17 protein-coding genes are annotated in these 16,434 nt (G+C 71.2%); 9 read left to right on the forward strand and 8 right to left on the reverse strand.

Going from position 1 to position 16,434, the window contains the following annotated elements; genetic code table 11:
- The first annotated feature begins 818 nt into the window (after positions 1–818).
- The 5 genes from ACZ60X_RS04435 (at position 819) to ACZ60X_RS04455 (ending at position 5,381) form a co-directional block, all read left to right on the forward strand.
- Positions 819–1,340, forward strand: a complete 522-nt coding sequence (locus ACZ60X_RS04435) for a DUF1453 domain-containing protein (RefSeq protein ID WP_469593183.1) — start codon at positions 819–821, stop codon at positions 1,338–1,340.
- Positions 1,337–2,488: a sensor histidine kinase gene (locus ACZ60X_RS04440; RefSeq protein WP_469593186.1), complete on the forward strand. Its 1,152-nt coding sequence runs from the start codon at positions 1,337–1,339 to the stop codon at positions 2,486–2,488. The genes ACZ60X_RS04435 and ACZ60X_RS04440 overlap by 4 nt, the downstream gene beginning before the upstream one ends.
- Positions 2,485–3,174: a response regulator transcription factor gene (locus ACZ60X_RS04445; RefSeq protein WP_469593188.1), complete on the forward strand. Its 690-nt coding sequence runs from the start codon at positions 2,485–2,487 to the stop codon at positions 3,172–3,174. The genes ACZ60X_RS04440 and ACZ60X_RS04445 overlap by 4 nt, the downstream gene beginning before the upstream one ends.
- A 69-nt stretch (positions 3,175–3,243) precedes the next feature.
- Entirely contained in the window at positions 3,244–3,792 is a 549-nt protein-coding gene (locus tag ACZ60X_RS04450) for a DUF485 domain-containing protein (RefSeq protein WP_469593190.1), read from the forward strand.
- Positions 3,789–5,381, forward strand: a complete 1,593-nt coding sequence (locus ACZ60X_RS04455; RefSeq protein WP_469593192.1) for a solute symporter family protein — start codon at positions 3,789–3,791, stop codon at positions 5,379–5,381. The genes ACZ60X_RS04450 and ACZ60X_RS04455 overlap by 4 nt, the downstream gene beginning before the upstream one ends.
- 11 nt (positions 5,382–5,392) lie before the next feature.
- Here ACZ60X_RS04455 and ACZ60X_RS04460 read toward each other — a convergent pair whose 3' ends face one another.
- From ACZ60X_RS04460 to ACZ60X_RS04475, 4 genes are all read right to left on the reverse strand, one after another.
- On the reverse strand, positions 5,393–5,779 hold the full coding sequence (locus tag ACZ60X_RS04460; protein WP_469593194.1) for a transposase: 387 nt from the start codon (positions 5,777–5,779) through the stop codon (positions 5,393–5,395).
- Between the two features lie 163 nt (positions 5,780–5,942).
- On the reverse strand, positions 5,943–6,296 hold the full coding sequence (locus tag ACZ60X_RS04465; RefSeq protein ID WP_469594371.1) for a hypothetical protein: 354 nt from the start codon (positions 6,294–6,296) through the stop codon (positions 5,943–5,945).
- A complete protein-coding gene (locus tag ACZ60X_RS04470; RefSeq protein ID WP_469593196.1) occupies positions 6,289–6,426 on the reverse strand; it encodes a helix-turn-helix domain-containing protein in 138 nt (45 codons plus the stop codon). Before ACZ60X_RS04470 ends, ACZ60X_RS04465 begins: the two co-directional genes overlap by 8 nt.
- Before the next feature lie 190 nt (positions 6,427–6,616).
- A complete protein-coding gene (locus ACZ60X_RS04475) occupies positions 6,617–7,309 on the reverse strand; it encodes a response regulator (RefSeq protein ID WP_469593198.1) in 693 nt (230 codons plus the stop codon).
- Positions 7,310–7,467: 158 nt separating this feature from the next.
- On the opposite strand from ACZ60X_RS04475, the gene ACZ60X_RS04480 reads away from it, so the two are divergent.
- The 3 genes from ACZ60X_RS04480 (at position 7,468) to ACZ60X_RS04490 (ending at position 10,260) form a co-directional block, all read left to right on the forward strand.
- Complete coding sequence (locus ACZ60X_RS04480; protein ID WP_469593201.1) at positions 7,468–8,283, forward strand: ABC transporter ATP-binding protein; 816 nt, start codon at positions 7,468–7,470, stop codon at positions 8,281–8,283.
- Complete coding sequence (locus ACZ60X_RS04485) at positions 8,273–9,136, forward strand: ABC transporter permease (RefSeq protein WP_469593203.1); 864 nt, start codon at positions 8,273–8,275, stop codon at positions 9,134–9,136. Before ACZ60X_RS04480 ends, ACZ60X_RS04485 begins: the two co-directional genes overlap by 11 nt.
- A gap of 65 nt (positions 9,137–9,201) precedes the next feature.
- Complete coding sequence (locus tag ACZ60X_RS04490) at positions 9,202–10,260, forward strand: ABC transporter substrate-binding protein (RefSeq protein WP_469593205.1); 1,059 nt, start codon at positions 9,202–9,204, stop codon at positions 10,258–10,260.
- A gap of 18 nt (positions 10,261–10,278) precedes the next feature.
- Here ACZ60X_RS04490 and ACZ60X_RS04495 read toward each other — a convergent pair whose 3' ends face one another.
- From ACZ60X_RS04495 to ACZ60X_RS04510, 4 genes are all read right to left on the reverse strand, one after another.
- Entirely contained in the window at positions 10,279–10,959 is a 681-nt protein-coding gene (locus tag ACZ60X_RS04495; protein WP_469593207.1) for a response regulator, read from the reverse strand.
- 4 nt (positions 10,960–10,963) lie between these two features.
- Positions 10,964–12,652, reverse strand: coding sequence for a sensor histidine kinase (locus tag ACZ60X_RS04500; protein ID WP_469593210.1), 1,689 nt, complete (start codon positions 12,650–12,652; stop codon positions 10,964–10,966).
- Positions 12,653–12,759: 107 nt separating this feature from the next.
- Positions 12,760–13,698 (reverse strand): sucrase ferredoxin, encoded by a 939-nt coding sequence (locus tag ACZ60X_RS04505; protein WP_469593212.1) that lies wholly within the window; start codon positions 13,696–13,698, stop codon positions 12,760–12,762.
- A 142-nt stretch (positions 13,699–13,840) separates the two neighbouring features.
- Complete coding sequence (locus ACZ60X_RS04510) at positions 13,841–15,121, reverse strand: citrate synthase (protein ID WP_469593214.1); 1,281 nt, start codon at positions 15,119–15,121, stop codon at positions 13,841–13,843.
- Positions 15,122–15,233: 112 nt separating this feature from the next.
- Here ACZ60X_RS04510 and ACZ60X_RS04515 point away from each other — a divergent pair, with 112 nt between their 5' ends.
- Positions 15,234–16,400, forward strand: coding sequence for a citrate synthase/methylcitrate synthase (locus tag ACZ60X_RS04515; RefSeq protein WP_469593217.1), 1,167 nt, complete (start codon positions 15,234–15,236; stop codon positions 16,398–16,400).
- Positions 16,401–16,434: the final 34 nt, after the last annotated feature.

Consider the following 16,434-nt stretch of genomic DNA (forward strand, 5'->3'; position numbering starts at 1 on the left):
TGGCTGGTGGCTGGTGGCTGGTGGCTGGGGCCGGTGGCTGGGGCCGGTGGGCGTTGGTCGTGTCAGGTGCCGGTCTCAGGTGGCCGTAGGGCACGTTGCCGGCTGACAGTGGCCGCTGAGCGTGTGACCGGTGCGAGCGTGACCGGTTGGCGTTGGCTGTTGAAGGAGGGTCCGGCTGGCGGTGGGCATTGAGGCGTGACCGGTCTGTGGCGGAGGCGGCGGTGGCGGCTGGGCGGATTCGGGGCGCTCGGAGTGATGATGCGCGTCTGAGACTGACCGGTGCGGTGTGTGCGGCCTCTGCCAACCGATGTCGCCGTGCGCGCCTTGGGGCGGCGGGGGTGCGGGTCTCCTCGGCCGTGCGCCGCGCCCCGCTCGCGTCGATGTCCCGTCCGGTCGACGGCCGAGGGCGGGGACCCCGCCCGGCCGCATCTCTCCCCATCCGCTGCGGCTCGCTGCCGCAGCGGATGCCGCACGTCGTCAGCGGGACCGCTGGCAGCACCCCGCCCCGAGCCGTGAACCGACGGCGCCCCACCTCACCGGCCGCAGCCTGCCTCCTCCAGCTCCCCGTCCGCACTTCCCCTGCCGGACCGGCTCTGCCCCTTCCCATGCCGACTCTCCACTGCGCTGCTCGCACCACTGCCCTGCTCGTACCTTCGCCTCTCCTGCCCGGCGTCTACACCCGTGGGTGGAGAGGAGCCGCTTGGGGATTCCACCCGTGATCCACCTCCGCTCCGATCTGTGGACCTGCGATTTTCCGTAGCTTCGTTGGTGTCGGCAGCAGCTGCTCCGGCACCTTTTTCTCGCTCACGGAGGCTCTGATGTCCGGGCTCGTCAACGCGCTGGTGATCGTGGCCGTCGTCGCCATAGTGATCGTGCGGCAGTTCCGCGCCCGCGCGATCAACACCGACCGGCGCTGGTGGCTGATCCCCGTGATCCTCGGGGTGGTCGCGCTGCGCGAGCCCGGCATCCTCGACGCCCACCACCGTGCGGAGTCCGCCACACTGCTTGCGGTGGAATTGCTGATCGGGCTGGCGACCGGTGCCGGCTGGGCCTGGACGACCCGCGTCTGGACGGCTCCGGACGGCGTCGTGTGGACCAAGAGCAGTATGGCGAGCGGCGCCGTGTGGGCCGTCGGCATAGCCCTGCGAATCGGTGTCTATGCCGTCGGCGCCGCGCTGGGCGTGCACCAGGACAGCGCCGCCCTGATGCTCGGCCTCGCCGGCACGCTGCTGGTGCGCGGCGGGGTCCTGGTCTGGCGCGCCCAGTCCCTCGGTACCGCGACCCGTCTTGCACCGGCGTACGGTGACGGCATGCGGTCGGCCTGGAGGGAGCGCGTATGACGGACACCGTCTGGACCCGTTGGCCGTCGCGAGAGGCGCTCGGCCGAGCGGGAGTCAGCCGGCCCCGGCGGATGCTCGCCTGGGCCGTCAGGGTCCTTGTGCTCGCCCTGCTCCTGTGGGGCGCGTTCAACCAGAGGCACGTCGGAATGTGGGGGGCGCTCGCAGCGGCGGCGGCAGTCCTTCTCGCCGGTCTGGTCTCGTGGGCCTTCTTCCGGACCACCTACCAGCACCGGCTGGTTCCCTCCCTCGCGCTCATAGGGGTACTCCTGGCCATCGCGGTCGCCGGCGAGGCCGCGGGTTTCAGAGGACCGGCCCTGGTCATCTGGTGCGGCTGCGGAGTCAGTGCCCTGGAGCGGTTGCCGCTCGCGGCGGCCCTGCCCGTGACATCGGTGGCCCTGGCGTCGTACTCCGCGTTCAACAACGACGTCTGGTTGACCACGGCCGCCACGGTGGCCGGCATGGCCCTCGCCGGATACGTCCTGCGGCTGGACGCGGAAGCCCGCGGCGGCGCTCAGCGGCTGCTCGCCCAGGAGCGGGCCGCCCGGGCCGCCGAGGCCGAGTCCGCGGCGCTGGCGGAGCGTGCCAGGATCGCGCGCGAGATCCATGACGTGCTGGCGCACAGCCTCTCGGCTCAGCTCGTGCACTTGGAGGCCGCACGCCTGCTGATCGAGAACGGCGCCGACCGCGAGCGGATCCTGGAACGGGTGGTGGCCGCACGCGGCATGGCCCGCGACGGCCTCGCGGAGACCCGGCAGGCACTGTCCGCGCTGCGGGGCGAACTGACCCCGCTGGAGGAGTTCCTGAGCGAACTTGTCAGCGGAACCGTCGGCGCGGAGGTCACTGTCACGGGTGAGCGCAGGCCCCTGTCGGCCGAGGCCTCCCAGGCCGTGCGCCGGGTCGCGCAGGAGGCGCTCACGAACATTCGCAAGCACGCCCAGGGTGCCAAGGTGCGGCTGCGACTCGACTACGGCGACCACGAAGTGACGCTGAGCGTACGGGACTCGGGCGGGCTGCCGGGCGAACTGACGGCGTCCGGGGGCGGGTACGGTCTGCTGGGTATGCGCGAGCGGGCCGAGCTGCTGGGCGGCTCGCTGGACGCGGGGCCGGACGAGGAGGGGTTCGTGGTGACGTTGAAGGTGCCGGTATGACCGAGGTGGAGGGGGAGAAGAAGCCTGCGCGGGTGGTGGTCGCCGATGACCAGACCGTTGTCCGGGAAGGCATCGTGATGCTGCTCGGGCTGCTGCCCGGCGTGGAGGTCGTCGGTGCGGCGGGGGATGGTGAGGAGGCGGTCCGACTGGTCGCGGAACTCGACCCGGACGTCGTTCTGATGGACCTCAGGATGCCCCGCTGCGACGGAGTGGAGGCCACCCGGCGGATCCGGTCCCAGTATCCCCGGACCCAGGTGGTGGTGCTCACCACGTACGCGGACGACGAGTCGCTGTTCCCCGCGCTGCGGGCCGGTGCCCGTGGCTATCTGACCAAGGACGCCGGCGGCGACGAGATCGTCCGGGCCGTGGAGAGCGTGCTGTCGGGGGACGCGGGGCTGTCGCCGAGCGTCCAGCGCAGGCTGCTGGAGCGGCTGTCGCAGCCCGAGCCCGTCCCGCCCGCCGCAGCCGAGGCCGCGCCCGACGGGTTGACCGCGCGCGAGACCGAGGTCCTGTTGCTGATCGCCGACGGGCTCAGCAATCAGGAGATCGCCCGCAAGCTGCATGTGTCGACGGCGACGGTGAAGACACACATCAACAATCTCTTCGCCAAGACGGGCATGAAGGACCGGGCGCAGGCGGTGCGTTATGCCTACAGCAAGGGCCTGGTGAGGCCGCCCACGCAGTGAGTCACCTGATGGGGTGAAGAGCCGGGTGAAGAAGAGCCAGAGGTCTTCCCGGTCTGCTCATCCTGGGGCATGCAGTCAAGCAACGGCCGTGCCCGCGGAGCCGGGGAGGGCCCCGAGAGTTCGTCCGGGAACCAGCAAGATCACCGGGTGCCCTCGCGTGACATGACGTACGAGGACCCCTGGTACGACGGGCTGGCCTCCGGCTGGTCCGCGCTGGACGGCGCGGGCAGGCCGGCGCCGGGGGTACCGTCCGCTCGCGGCGAGCGGCGCGGGCCGGCGGTGCATGTCCGCGACGTATACGTGGAGGTGCAGCGCAGTGCGGCCTTCCAGGAGGTGCGCAGCAGGTACCGGCGGTTCGTCGTGCCGGGAGTCTTCGCGTTCCTGGTCTGGTACGGGGGGTATGTGGTCGCCGCCACGACCGCGCCGGGACTCATGGCGCGGCCCGTGGCCGGGGCCGTGAACGTGGGGATGCTGGCCGGGCTCGGACAGTTCCTCACCACGTTCCTGCTCACCTGGGCCTACGCCCGGCATGCGCGGCTGCGACGGGACCGGGCGGCGCTGGAGCTGCGCTGGGACACCCAGGAGCTGACCCGCGACGCGCGGGGAGGCGCCTCGTGACCGGTGATCATCAGACTCTGGCGCTGCTGCTGTTCAGCGCTTTCGTGGCCGTCACCCTGGGGATCACGACGTGGGTGAGCCGTCGGCGGCGCGGTTCGGCGGAGGAGTTCTACGCGGGCGGGCGGCTGTTCTCCCCGATGGAAAATGGTTTCGCCATCGCGGGCGACTACATGTCGGCGGCCTCTTTCCTCGGGGTCACCGGGCTCATCGCGCTCTACGGGTACGACGGGCTGCTGTACGTGGTGGGTTTTCTGGTGGCGTGGCTGGTGGTGCTGTTCCTGGTGGCGGAACTGGTGCGCAACTGCGGGCGGTTCACGCTGGCCGACGTGGTGGCCGCGCGGATGAGTGAGCGGCCGGTGCGGATCGCCGTGGGCACGTCCTCGGTCACGGTGTCCGTTCTGTACCTGGTGGCGCAGATGGTCGGGGCGAGCAGTCTGGTGGCGCTGCTGCTGGGGCGGACGGGCGGGGCGGCCCAGGCCTGGACGGTCGTCGGGGTCGGCGCGCTCATGGTGGTCTATGTGGCGTTGGGCGGGATGCGGGCCACCACGTGGATCCAGATCGTGAAGGCGGTGCTGCTACTGAGCGGGACGGTCGCGCTGACCGTGCTCGTCATGCTGCGCTTCCACGGCGACGTCGACCGATTGCTGCTCACGGCGGCGGAACGCAGCGGTCACGGCCGGGCGTACCTGGCGCCGGGCCTGAAGTACGGCGGGAGTTGGACGGCCCGTCTCGACTTCATCAGCCTGGGCCTCGCCCTGGTACTGGGCACGGCGGGGCTGCCGCACATCCTGTCCCGCTTCTACACGGTGCCCACCGCGCCCGCCGCCCGTCGCTCCGCCGTGTGGTCCATCGGCCTGATCGGCGGCTTCTACCTGATGACGATCGTGCTCGGTCTGGGGGCGGCCGCGGTGGTCGGGACGGACGCGGTGCGCCGTTCGAACCCGGCCGGGAACACGGCGGTGCCGTTGCTCGCCCTCGACCTGGGCGGCGGCGCGGGCTCCACCGGCGGAACGGTTCTGTTCGCGGTCGTCGCCGCCGTCGCCTTCGCCACGATCCTCGCCGTGGTCGCCGGCCTCACTCTCGCCTCGTCGGCGTCCGTGGCGCACGACCTGTACGCATCACTGCGCCGGGCGCGCCGCGAGCCGCGGGGCGAAGTCGCGGTGGCACGCTTCGCGGCGCTCGGCATCGGCGTCGCGGCGATCGCGCTCGGCCTGCTGGCCCGCGACCTCAATGTCGCCTACCTCGTCGGCCTCGCCTTCGCGGTCGCCGCGTCGGCGAACCTGCCCGTGCTGCTCTACGCCTTGTTCTGGCGTGGCTTCACCACCCGCGGCGCGGTGTGGGCCGTGTACGGCGGGCTGATTCCGGCGCTCGGGCTCGTGCTGCTGTCCCCGGTGGTCTCCGGCAGCCCGGACTCGCTCTTCCCGAGCGTCGACTTCCAGTACTTCCCGCTGCAGAACCCGGGCATCGTCTCCATCCCGCTCGGCTTCGTGGCCGGTTGGCTGGGCACCGTCACCTCCGACGAGATCGCGGACGAGGGCAAGTACGCCGAGACGGAGGTGCGGTCACTGACCGGCGCGGGCGCCGTCTAGTGCTGCATTCCTCAAAGAAGGTACACATATCGGCGTCGTAGAGAGCGGGTTGGTGGTGCGGTTCGACCCCAGATCCAGGGACGGGCACGGGAGTTGAGCTGGTCGGTTGCGAGGGTCGTGGCCTGGGCGACGTCGTCGGGGGTGGCGAATGACCGACCGGCGAGGGCGGTCTTGCGGAAGATGCGCCACCAGCCTTCCTGCAGGTTGAGCCAGCACGCGCCGACGGGGATGAAGGCGTGGCGGATGCGGGGATGGTCCTCGAGCCAGATCCGGGTGGACAGGCTGTTGTGGCTGGACAGGTTGTCGGTGACGATCCAGATCTCCCCGGTCGGGTTGGCGTCCTCGACCTGTTGTAGAAATCGCTGGTAGAACACGCTGTTGCGGGAGGAAGCGGTCATGGTGATCTGCTGGCCGTCCCGGACCCGTAAGGCTCCGTAGACCAGGTCTTCTCCGGGCCGCGGCTGTAGTCGAGCTCGGATTTGATCCGGTGCCCGTCGGGTGACCAGGCGGGTGCAGGCGGGAAGGTCCGGGGGATCACCGGCCCCAGCTCGTCGGCGCAGATCACCATCGCGTCGTCGGGCGGGTGGGTGTAGAGGCCGGTGATCCTTGTCCTTTTGGGACGAAGTCCGGGTCCTTCGACCGCATCCAGGACCGGGTGCGGCGCCAGTGCACGCCCTCGGCGAGCAGGATGCGGCGCACCTGCGAGCGGCCCACCTCAATCCCTTCGGCCCGCGCCGCCGCGGCCAGAGAATCCAGCGTCCACTCGGACGGCCCTGACTCGTCGAAGGCCCACAGTTCCCCGACAGGTTCCCACCGCAGCCGCCCCGGCGGCACGGTCTTGACCAGGGAAATGATCCGGGATCGCTCCTGCTCGGTGATCCGTCGTTTGCGGCCCTGCCCGCCCAGATCATCCAGTCCCCTGCAGGCCCGATCGGTTGAAGCGGTGCAGCCAGCAGCGAACCGTTTTCTGGCTGCAGTCCAGCTCCACGGCGATCGCCGGCACCCGCAGCCCCGACCAGCTCAGCTCGATCATCCGGGCTCGCATCACCGCATCCCGCGGTGCCTTCCGCGCCCGCGCCAGCCGACGAACGACAGCCCGCTCGTCCTCATCACGCTCCGGTCGTGCCCATAAAACCGACGCCCAGTACCCGCCCCCGAGCACCCACAACTACCCCGCCACCAGGACATATACCCAGCTAAAGAGGAATGCAGCACTAGTGTCACGACGGGGGCCGCTACGGGGCCACCCAGGCGTACCGGTGCTCCGGACGGCCGGTGTCGCCGTACTTCAGGGTGAGCCGCAGCCGGCCGGCCTGTTCCAGGTGGCGGAGGTAACGCTGGGCCGTGGAGCGGCTCAGGCCGGTCCTGGTGGCCACCTCGTGGGCCGACAGCGGCTGGTCGGCGCGGTGCAGGACGCCGCAGATCAGGTCGGTGGTGGGCTCCGAGTGCCCGCTCGGCAGGCCGGGCGCGGGCGGTGCGGGAGACGTGCGCAGCGCCCCGAAGATCCGGTCGACCTGTTCCTGACGGGTCAGGCCGTGACCGCCGACCCGGTCCACGGTGCGGCGCAGGGCCGCATACGACTCGAGACGGGCGCGCAGAGCGGCGAAGGTGAAGGGTTTGACCAGGTAGTGCAGGGCGCCCAGGCGCATCGCCTGCTGGACGGTCGTCACCTCGCTGGCCGCCGTGATCATGATGACATCGGAGCCGTGGCCCTCCTCCCGCATGCGGTGGACGAGGTCGAGGCCGGTCCGGTCCGGAAGGTAGTGGTCGAGCAGGACCAGGTCGACGCTGCCGCGCTCGACGGTGGCCAAGGCCTGGGCGGCGCTGTGCGCGCGAGCGGCCACCCGGAACCCGGGAACCTTTCCCACGTACTTGGCGTTTATCTCAGCAACGCGGAAGTCGTCGTCCACGACCAGGACGTCAATCATCAGGCCTCTCCTTCAAGGCCGACCGGGCGTCAAACCCGTGTTCGGCTCCGCAGTTGTAGCGCGAGCAAAATGAGCACAACAGGCTCTTGCGAGCAAAAGAACGGCTTGTGCCCACAAGACTCCTGCGGTGGCCGGAGACACACCTACCGTCCCGGGCCATGAGCGCAGACACCAGCCCCGCCATCGAGCTGCGGGGCGCGAGCAAGACCTTCAGAACCCCGTCCGGGGGACTGCACACGGCCGTGCGCGGCCTGGACCTCACCGTGGGACGCGGGGAGTTCGTGGCCGTCGTAGGGCCGACCGGCTGCGGCAAGTCCACCACGCTGACGCTGGTCAGCGGGTTGGAGGAGCCCAGCGAGGGTGAGGTGCTGGTGGCGGGGGAGCCCGTCCACGGCGTCGGCGACAAGGTCGGCTTCGTCTTCCAGCAGGACGCCACCTTCCCCTGGCGTACGGTCCTGTCCAACGTCATGGCGGGCCCGCGCTTCCGTGGCCTGTCGAAGGCCGAGGCGAAGGAGAAGGCGAGGGACTGGCTGGCCCGGGTGGGACTGGCGGGCTTCGAGGATCGCTACCCGCACCAGCTCTCCGGCGGTCAGCGCAAGCGCGTCGCCCTCGCAGCCACCTTCGTCAACGACCCCGAGATCCTGCTGATGGACGAGCCGTTCTCCGCGCTCGACGTCCAGACCAGGGCGCTGATGTCGGACGAGTTGCTGGAGCTGTGGGAAGGCACGGGTGCCTCCGTCGTCTTCGTCACCCACGACCTGGAGGAGTCCATCGCGCTCGCCGACCGGGTCGTCGTGATGACCGCCGGACCCGCGACGGTGAAGCAGGTCTTCGACATCGACCTGCCGCGACCGCGCAAGGTCGAAACGGTGCGTCTGGAGCCGCGGTTCATCGAGATCTACCGCGAGATCTGGGAGTCGCTCGGCGAAGAGGTCCGCATCACCCGCGAGAGGGGTGCCACCCGTGTCGCCTGAGGTTCTCAGCACACCGGCCGTCGAGACCGCCAAGGTCCCCGACCGCGCGCAGACCCGCGCCCAGGCCGCCCGCCGCCGCAAGGTATTCGTCAGCGCCATGCGCGTGGTGCTGCTGGTCGCCGTCCTCGGCCTGTGGGAGGGGCTGTCCCGGGCCAAGGTCATCGATCCGTTCAACTTCTCGATGCCCTCCAGGATCTGGGACCAGATCTGGACCTGGGTGACGCACGGCACCGCGCTCGGCTCCCTGGGCGAGCAGATCTGGTACACGCTCTACGAGGCGCTGCTCGGCTGGGTCATCGGTGTGGTCGCCGGTGTGCTGCTCGGTATTGCGCTCGGGCGGATCAGATTGCTTGCCGAGGTGCTTGGTCCATACATCAAGGTGCTCAACTCGATACCCAGGATCGTCCTCGCCCCCATCTTCCTGATCTGGTTCGGCCTCGGGCCCTCCTCCAAGGTCGCCTCCGCCGTCGTGCTGGTCTTCTTCCCCGTGTTCTTCAACGCCTTCCAGGGCGCGCGGGAAGTGGACCGCAACCTGGTGGCCAACGCCCGCATCCTCGGCGCCGGCGACCGCAGGGTGACCCTCCAGGTGGTCATCCCGTCGGCAACGTCCTGGATCTTCACCAGCCTGCACGTCAGCTTCGGCTTCGCGCTGATCGGCGCCATCGTCGGCGAGTACATCGGTGCCACCAAGGGCATCGGCCTGCTCGTCTCGCAGTCACAGAACACCTTCAACGCGGCCGGCGTCTATGCCGCCATGGTGATCCTCGCGGTCGTCGCCCTCGTCGCCGAGGGACTGCTGACCTTCGCCGAGCGCCGCATCTTCCGCTGGAAGCCCACCGGTTCCGATACCTGACGGCCTTCCCCGGACCACCCCCACGCCTTGCCCGCACCGCCTTCTCACAAGGACGTGACACCACCATGCGCAAGACCCCCAGATACGCCTCCCTGGCCGCCGCCGGACTGCTCGCCCTCTCCTCGCTCACCGCCTGCGCCAATGACGCGGCCGGTTCCACAGCCGACGCCGGCAGCGGCGGGGGCGCCGGTAAGGGCGAGTCGGTCAAGATCATGGTCGGCGGCCTGGACAAGGTCATCTACCTGCCCGCGATGCTCACCCAGCGCCTCGGCTACTTCCAGGCGGAGGGTTTGAACGTCCAACTCCTCAGCGAGCCCGCCGGGGTCCAGGCCGAGACCGCGCTCGTCTCCGGCCAGGTGCAGGGTGCCGTCGGCTTCTACGACCACACCCTCGACCTGCAGGTGAAGGGCAAGTCGGTGGAGTCGGTCGTGCAGTTCTCGCACGCCCCCGGCGAGGTCGAGGTCGTCTCCAACAAGGCGGCGGGGAGCGTCATTTCGCCCAAGGACTTCAAGGGCCGCAAGCTGGGCGTGACCGGGCTCGGGTCCTCCACCGACTTCCTCACCAAGTACCTGGCGGTCAAGAACGGCGTGAACGTCAGCGAGTTCAGCTCGGTCGCCGTGGGAGCCGGCCCGACCTTCATCGCGGCCCTGCAGAAGGGTGCGATCGACGGCGGAATGACCACCGACCCGACCGTCGCGACGATCCTGGACAAGAAGGCGGGCAAGATCCTGCTCGACATGCGCACCCCCGAGGGGTCGCAGGAGGCGCTGGGCGGGCCGTACCCGTCGTCAAGTCTGTACATGCAGACGGACTGGGTGAATGGACACAAGGACACCGTCCAGAAGTTGGTCAATGCCTTCGTCAAGACGTTGACGTGGATGTCCACCCACAGCGCCGACGAGATCGCCGCCAAGATGCCCGCCGACTACTCCCAGGGCAACAAGGCGCTCTACGCACAGGCCATCAAGAGCACCCTGCCGATGTTCACCAAGGACGGCGTGATGCCCGAGGGCGGTCCCGAGACCGTCGAGAAGGTTCTCAAGTCGTTCAACCCCAACATCAAGCACGCCAAGGTCGACCTGAGCAAGACATACACGACCGAGTTCGTCAAGGCCGTCAAGTAGCGTGCCGAGGACGCCCGTTCAGCCGCGGGTCGCCCACACGTAACGGTGTTCCGGGCGGCCCGCGTCGCCGTACTTGAGAGTGAGGCGGGCCCGTCCCGTCCGCTCCAGCAGTTTCAGATAGCGCTGTGCGGTCTGCCGGCTCACGCCCGTCCGCTCGGCGATCTCCGGTGCGGACAGCGGGTCGCCGGCGTTGATCAGTGCCTGGCGCACCAGTTCGGCCGTCGTGGGGGAGTGGCCTTTGGGCAGGCCGGGCTCCGACGGCACGGACAGGGCTCCGAAGATGCGGTCCACCTCCGCCTGTTCGGCCTCCCCGCCGCCGTCCAGGGTGCGCCGCAGCTCGGCGTACGCCTCCAGCTTGCTCCGCAGCCCGGCGAAGGCGAACGGCTTCACCAGGTACTGCAGCGCGCCGTGCCGCATGGCCGCCTGCACGGTCGACACGTCCCGCGCCGCCGTCACCATGATCACGTCCGTCTGGTGGCCGCGCCGGCGCAGCTCCCGGACGACCGCGAGCCCGGTGTCGTCCGGCAGGTAGTGGTCCATCAGGACCAGGTCCAGCCGGGGCAGCGTCTCCACCTGGCGCAGCGCCTCGGCCGCGCTGTGCGCCTCGCCGGCCACGCGGAAGCCCGGGACCTTCGCCACGTAGGCGGCGTTGACCCGGGCGACGCGCGTGTCGTCATCCACGACCAGGACCTCGATCATCGCGTCATCTCCTCGGCAGCGGTGGGAGGTGTTCCGGAGCCGGCCGCGCCGGATCCGCGCGGGCCGGTTCCAGTTCCAGTTCCGGCTCGGTGAGCGCTTCGGGCAGGATCACCGTGAACTCGGCGCCGCCGCCGTCCGCGGGGCCCACCGTCGCGCTGCCGCCCTGGCGTTCGGCCAGCCGGCGCACCAGCGAGAGCCCGATGCCCCGCTTGCCGTGCGCGGGCGGCTCCTTGGTGGACCAGCCCTCGGTGAAGATCAGATCCCGCTGATCCGCGGGGATCCCGGGACCGGTGTCGCGCACCCGGAGGACGACCGTTGGGCCCTCGGTGCGCAACTCGACCTCCACGCGCGCGTGGAGCGTGCCCGCGACGGCGTCCAAGGCGTTGTCGACCAGGTTGCCGACGACCGTGACCAGACCCCGGGGATCGATCAGCCGGTCCGGCAGCCGGGTGCGTTCCGCCACCCACAGGGCGACACCGCGCTCGGCCGCCACGGTCGCCTTGCCGACGAGCAGCGCCGCCAGGAGCGGGTCCTGGATCTTCTCCGTGACCTGCTCGGCGGTGACCCGGTGGTCGCCGACCACCTCGCCGACGAACTCCACGGCGTCGTCGTACATTTCCAGCTCCAGGAACCCGAGCAGGGTGTGCATGCGGTTGGCGTGCTCGTGGTCCTGGGCGCGCAGGGCGTCGATCAGCCCGCGCGTGGAGTCCAGTTCCCGGCCCAGCCGCTCCAGTTCGGTGCGGTCGCGCAGGGTGGCCACGGCGCCGCCGTCGCCGGTCGGCATGCGGTTGGCGACCAGCACGCGCTGGCCGCGCACGGTGAGCAGGTCGGTGCCGGTGACCCGGCCGGCCAGGACGTCGGTCGTACGGCCCTCGCCGAGCGCCTCGTCGGGCGTTCGGCCGATCGCCTCGTCGCCGATGCCCAGCAGCCGCCGCGCCTCGTCGTTGAACAGGCGGACGCGGCCGCCGTGGTCGAGGGCGACCACGCCCTCCCGGATGCCGTGCAGCATCGCCTCGCGCTCCGCGAGCAGCGCCGAGATGTCGGAGAAGGCCAGGTCGCGGGTCTGCCGCTGGACCCGGCGGGAGATCAGCCAGGCGGCCAGCGCGCCCACCGCGAGAGCGCCGCCGGCGTACGCGAACAGCCCCGGGATCGCGCTGATCAGCCGCGCCCGCACGCTGTCGTAGGCGATGCCGACCGAGACGGCGCCGACGACCCGGTGGTCGGCGTCGTACAACGGCACCTTGCCGCGGGCCGAGCGGCCCAGCGTGCCGTCGTCGATCTCCATGACCTGCTTGCCGGCCAGGGCCGCGCGGGGGTCGGTCGAGACGTGCGCGCCGATCTCCGCCGGGGTGGTGTGCGACCAGCGCACGCCCCGGCGGTCCATCACCACGATGTACTCGGCGTGCGTGGCCTCGCGGATCCGCTCGGCCTCCTTCTGCACCGGGCCGTCGGGGGCCGGCGCCGTGTCGCGCACGCCCTCGGCGATCTGCGGGTCCTGGGCCGTGGTCTGGGCGATGGCCAGCGCGCGGCGCATCGCCTCCTGGTCGAGCTGCTTGCTCAGCGGCGCCAGGAACAGCCCGGTCGCGAGCACCGCCACTCCCGCCGCGATCGCCACCTGCATGAGCAGCACCTGGGAGAACACCCGTCGCGGCAGACCCAGGCGCAGACGGCGTGCGGGGGCAGTGGGGCTCATGGCACGACGTTACGCGGGAAGGCCCGACACGCCCCAGAGGATGTGGTGGGGATCTCTTGACCGATTCTTGGGAGATCTCCTGAGGGGAGATCCCCGGAAGAGACGATTCAGCGCGCCGGTGCCGGCCGCAGCTCCACCACCGTCCGCACGTCCATCCGCGCGGGTGTGCCGAGCACCTCCGCGCCGCAGCTCTCCGCGCGCGGCGGCAGCGACGCCCCCTGGGCCACACCGACCCGCCACCGCCGCCCGTCGGCGTGCGCGACGGTGACGTCCCAGCGCGAGGTCCCGCCGTCGGTCCTCACGACGCTCAACACGCCCGCGCGGTCCTCTCCCGTCGCGGTCCGGACGGCCAGTTCGGCCGCCTGGCCGGGCCGTTCCCAGGCGGAGCACCCCCGGCAGCCCTCGACCACCACGCGGCCCTCCTGCACGCCGTGCAGGGCCTCCTTGACGGTGTGCGCCTCGGCGCGGCCGTAGGCGTAGCCGTACGGCAGGACGAGGACCGTCGGCGAGAAGCGATGTCCACCCAGATGGGTGACCTCCCAGACGCCGTGCACTCCAGAGGCGGCCAGTTCACCGGCGAGGGGACGGCCCAGCAGGGCGCAGCAGCGGTCGCGTTTGCCGTTGGTGCACACCAGCGCGAGCGGGTCGCCCCGGTGCGGTCGTCCGCCGAGCGCGGCACCGAAGGAGCCGTGGTCGCCCGTGCCGAGGGCGGCGAAGTCGAGGCCGAGCAGCCGGCCCGGATCGCGCACGGTGGCGCTGTGCAGCCACACGTTTCCCGGAACGGTGTGGGCTGCGTACACCTGCCGCTGGGCCGGCGTGCCGCAGTCGGCGTGGCGGCCGGGGCGCCGGATGAGGGCCACGCGGACGCCCGTTCCCTCGGCCGCCTGTTGCAGTGCCCGGCCCAGCCGTGGGTCCAGGTGGCTCGAAGTGAGCGCCTTGGCTCCCCACGGGCCGGGCTGCTCCAGCAGCAGCCACGTCGTCGCCGTGGCCGCCGTACCGGAAACGGGCTCGTCGAGGCTCCGGGACACGGTCGCGCACCTACTCACAGAGGTGAGCCTAACCTGACTCCGTGTGGGGCGCTCCGGCCGCCGTCGTGTCCCGCCCCGGCAGGAGCAGCAGGTCTGCTCCGGAAGGAGCTGGGGGCCTGCCCCGGCAAGGGCCGGCGGCCGACCCGGCAGGGTGGCGCGCCTACTCCGGCAGAGACTGCTCGGCCTGGTCCGGCAGGGGCCTCGGGGGGCGCGGCCCGACGTAGTGACCGACGGGGCGCATGCGCAGCGGGCGTTCGCCGTACTCCTCCAGCGCGTGCGCGATCCAGCCCGCCGTCCGGGCGACGGCGAAGATGGTCTCGCCGGCCGTGGCAGGCATGCCGCTGGACGCCGTGAACACCGCCAGGGCCAGGTCGACGTTGGCGTGCAGCGGGGCGTGCCGGGCGGTCGTCGCGACGATGTCCCGGGCCGCGAGCAGTGCGGACTCCGCGCGCGGTACCTGCTCCAGCAGGCTGAAAAGCACACGCGCGCGGGGATCCTCGCCGCGGTACAGCCGGTGGCCGAGCCCGGGGACGCGGCGGCCCGCGCGTAGTTCGTCGGCGATCACCGGGACCGCCGTGCCCTGGTCGAGGACGTCGAGCAGTATGCGGTGGGCTCCGCCGCTCGCGGCGCCGTGCAGCGGGCCCTCCAGGACGCCGAGCCCGGCCGAGACGGCCGCGTAGACGTGCGCGCGGGCGGAGGCGGCGACCCGGACCGCGAGCGTGGAGGCGGCCAGGTCGTGGTCGGCGAGCAGCGCGAGCGCGGTGTCCAGGACGCGCAGGGAGGCCTCGTCGGCGGGCCGCCCGGTCAGCCGGCTCCACAGGCGGCGGGCCAGCGGGCCATCGTCCCTGCGGTCGTGCAGGGCTGGTGGCAGCGCGGCGACGAGCGTCGGAATGAGGATCCGCGCGGTGTTCAGCACGGCGTCCTCGGACAGGTCGAAGCGCAGCGGGTCCTCGGCCGCCGCCGCGATCGCCGCCACCCGGAGCCGGTCGGTGGGGGCGGCGTGCTCGGACAGGGCGTTGACCGCGCGGCGGGCCGTCTCGACCGTGGCGGCGGGAGCGGAGAACGTGACCCCTGGGGCCGGCCGGCCCGTCCACAGCCACTCCGCGACCTCCTCGTAGGAGTGGCGGGTGGCCAGTTCGGCCGCGTCGACGCCACGGAAGAAATACCGGTCCTGCTCGATCAGCGTGATGCGGGTGCGCACCGACAGGTCGCCGCCGGAGCCCGGAGTGCCGGCCGCCTCGCGCCGGTTGCGCCGCGCGAGGGCCTCGACCTCCTTCGCCTCGAAGGTGCTCGCCCGGCCTCCGGGCTCGCGTCTGCTGCTGAGCAGACCGCGGCTCACGTACGCGTAGACCGTCTCGGGCTTCACGCCGAGCAGTTCGGCGGTCTCCTTGGTGGTCAGCCTTCGCCCGGAGCGGCCGGGAAGGGGTTCGTGATCGCGCATGAGGATCACCGTAGCGGTCTCTGCACACCTTGATAGGGAAATATTGATCGAATCAATATTGACACCAAAGAAGTCAAGCATGGACAGTCGGATCAAGTCCAGGGAGGTAAGCATGTCCATCAACAGGACCCCAGCCCCGCTCATCGACGCCCCGCGTGGCCTCGCGGGCGTCGTCGTCACCGAAACCGAGATCGGTGACGTCCGGGGACGGCAGGGCTTCTACCACTACCGCCAGTACTCGGCCGTCGAACTCGCGCGGACCCGCGGCTTCGAGGACGTCTGGCACCTCCTGGTCCACGGCACCCTCCCGGACGCGGAGCGCCGGGCGGCCTTCGCGGCCGAGACCGCCGCGCTGCGCCGGCTGCCGGGAGGAGTCCGCGCCGCGCTACCCGCGATCGCCGCCGCGAGCCGCGTCTCCGGCCCCCTGTCCGGGCTGCGCACGGCCCTGTCGCTGCTGGGCGCGGCACAGGGCATGCGGCCGGTGTACGACATCGACGCCGGTCGGCGCCGCGCCGACACCCTGGCCGCCTGCTCCGCCGTACCCACACTGCTCACCGCGCTGTACCGGCTCGGGCAGGGCCTCGACCCGGTCGAGCCGCGCGAGGACCTCACGTACGCGGCCAACTACCTGTACATGCTCACCGGCGAGGAACCGGAGCCGCGGCGGGCCCGTGCGGTCGAGCAATACCTGATCTCCACCATTGATCACGGATTCAATGCGTCCACCTTCACCGCGCGCGTCATCGCCTCCACGGGAGCGGACGTCGTCGCCTGCCTGACCGGAGCCGTGGGCGCCCTGTCCGGACCGCTGCACGGCGGCGCGCCCAGCCGGGCCCTGGACACCCTGGACGCCATCGGCACCCCGGACCGGATCGACTCCTGGATCCGGGAGCGGGTGCTGAGGGGCGACCGCATCATGGGGTTCGGACACGCCGTCTACCGCACCGAGGACCCCCGTTCACGGATGCTGCGGGAGATCGCCCAGAGCTTCGGTGGACCGCGCGTGGCGTTCGCGGTGGAGGTCGAGCGGAAGGTCGAGGCGATCCTCGCCGAGCTCAAGCCGGGCCGTGAACTCCACACCAACGTCGAGTTCTACGCCGGGGTGGTCATGGAACTGTGCGGCCTGCCCCGCGAGATGTTCACCCCCACCTTCGCCGCCGCCCGCGTGGTGGGCTGGAGCGCCAACGTCCTGGAACAGGCGGCCGATCCGAAGATCATCCGCCCCGTCGCCCGCTATGTCGGACCCGAGCCCCCGGTGGCGGTGCCCGCCCAGCCGTGAGCCCGGCCCCGGGGCGCCGCTCTTATCCTGGTCC

This window comes from Streptomyces sp. NPDC104106 (assembly GCF_055584345.1).

Bases quoted from the DNA above. Each gene is read 5' to 3' on its own strand.
- ACZ60X_RS04435 (WP_469593183.1), top strand. From the start codon at position 819: ATGTCCGGGCTCGTCAACGCGCTGGTGATCGTGGCCGTCGTCGCCATA.
- ACZ60X_RS04440 (WP_469593186.1), top strand. From the start codon at position 1,337: ATGACGGACACCGTCTGGACCCGTTGGCCGTCGCGAGAGGCGCTCGGC.
- ACZ60X_RS04445 (WP_469593188.1), top strand. From the start codon at position 2,485: ATGACCGAGGTGGAGGGGGAGAAGAAGCCTGCGCGGGTGGTGGTCGCC.
- ACZ60X_RS04450 (WP_469593190.1), top strand. From the start codon at position 3,244: ATGCAGTCAAGCAACGGCCGTGCCCGCGGAGCCGGGGAGGGCCCCGAG.
- ACZ60X_RS04460 (WP_469593194.1), bottom strand. From the start codon at position 5,779: ATGACCGCTTCCTCCCGCAACAGCGTGTTCTACCAGCGATTTCTACAA.
- ACZ60X_RS04470 (WP_469593196.1), bottom strand. From the start codon at position 6,426: ATGCGAGCCCGGATGATCGAGCTGAGCTGGTCGGGGCTGCGGGTGCCG.
- ACZ60X_RS04475 (WP_469593198.1), bottom strand. From the start codon at position 7,309: ATGATTGACGTCCTGGTCGTGGACGACGACTTCCGCGTTGCTGAGATA.
- ACZ60X_RS04480 (WP_469593201.1), top strand. From the start codon at position 7,468: ATGAGCGCAGACACCAGCCCCGCCATCGAGCTGCGGGGCGCGAGCAAG.
- ACZ60X_RS04490 (WP_469593205.1), top strand. From the start codon at position 9,202: ATGCGCAAGACCCCCAGATACGCCTCCCTGGCCGCCGCCGGACTGCTC.
- ACZ60X_RS04495 (WP_469593207.1), bottom strand. From the start codon at position 10,959: ATGATCGAGGTCCTGGTCGTGGATGACGACACGCGCGTCGCCCGGGTC.
- ACZ60X_RS04500 (WP_469593210.1), bottom strand. From the start codon at position 12,652: ATGAGCCCCACTGCCCCCGCACGCCGTCTGCGCCTGGGTCTGCCGCGA.
- ACZ60X_RS04510 (WP_469593214.1), bottom strand. From the start codon at position 15,121: ATGCGCGATCACGAACCCCTTCCCGGCCGCTCCGGGCGAAGGCTGACC.
- ACZ60X_RS04515 (WP_469593217.1), top strand. From the start codon at position 15,234: ATGTCCATCAACAGGACCCCAGCCCCGCTCATCGACGCCCCGCGTGGC.